This window comes from Erwinia sp. S43 (assembly GCF_016624745.1).
Classification (GTDB): Bacteria; Pseudomonadota; Gammaproteobacteria; order Enterobacterales; family Enterobacteriaceae; genus Erwinia; species Erwinia coffeiphila.
On record NZ_JACVTX010000058.1, the window covers coordinates 1 to 1,207 of the forward strand.

Consider the following 1,207-nt stretch of genomic DNA (forward strand, 5'->3'; position numbering starts at 1 on the left):
TGTAAGTATCCCGGTAAAACGGGCCATTCACTTTTAGAGATCTTCCGACATACTGACTATGTCCCCTGAGGAGATCGCTATGCGTAAGATCCGATTTACCGAACACCAGATTATCGCCGTTCTGAAGTCCGTCGAAGCCGGACGAACCGTCAAGGATGTCTGCCGTGAGGCCGCTATATCCGAAGCCAGCTACTACAACTGGAAGGCGAAATATGGCGGGATGGAAGCCGCTGATATCAAAAAGATAAAAAATCTTGAAGACGAAAATCGTCGCCTGAAGCAGATGTTTGCCGACCTGAGCCTGGAATGCCGGGCGCTGAAAGACGTTATCGAAAAAAAGCTTTAAAACCAGCGATAAAGCGTGAGCTCGTCAGCTATCTGACCGCACAGTTTACGATGAGCATACGCCAGGCATGCAGGACGTTATCGCTGAGCAGGACGGTGTTTCGCTATCAACCGGATACGCGACGTGATGAACCGGTGATCCAGAGGCTGACTGAGGCGGCTGAACGCTATCCGCGCTACGGCTTTAAGAAGCTTTTTCAGGTGCTTCGCAGGCAGGGCCACGTCTGGAACCACAAGCGGGTACACCGGATTTACTGCCTGCTGAAACTGAATTTCCGGCGTAAGGGTAAACAACGTCTGCCGGTGCGTAATCCGGCTCCGCTGGCCACGCCGGAAGCACTTAACCAGAGCTGGTCGATTGATTTTATGCACGACGCCCTGACATGTGGCAGACGCTTTCGGACCTTCAACGTCGTGGATGATTTTAACCGCGAGGCTCTGGCGATAGAAATTGACCTGAATATTCCGGCGCAACGGGTTGTGCGGGTGCTGGACAGGATTGTGGCAAACCGTGGCTATCCGCTGAAGATGCGGATGGACAACGGGCCAGAGCTGGTCTCACTGGTTCTGGCGCAATGGGCTGAGGAGCACGGTGTGTTGCTGGACTTTATTAAGCCGGGTAAGCCGACGCAGAACGCGTTTATCGAACGCTTTAACCGGACGTACCGGACAGAAATCCTGGATTTTTATCTGTTCAGAACGCTGAACGAAGCACGGGAAATCACGGAGCGCTGGCTGACGGAATACAACAGTGAGCGGCCCCATGAATCCCTGAATAACCTGACGCCGGAAGAGTACCGGATGCTGGCTGAGAAACCGGAAATCTCAAAAAGTGTGTGGAACTAAAACGGGTGTACTTACA

Annotated in this window: 1 protein-coding gene; it reads left to right on the plus strand. The window is 52.8% G+C overall.

Annotated elements, in window-relative coordinates:
* Window positions 1-79 precede the first annotated feature (79 nt).
* A protein-coding gene (locus IBT47_RS26770) for an IS3 family transposase (RefSeq protein ID WP_200564281.1) occupies window positions 80-1,191 on the plus strand; the annotation gives its coding sequence in 2 pieces (ribosomal slippage) (window positions 80-341 and window positions 341-1,191; 1,113 coding nt in all).
* The last annotated feature ends 16 nt before the right edge of the window (window positions 1,192-1,207 follow it).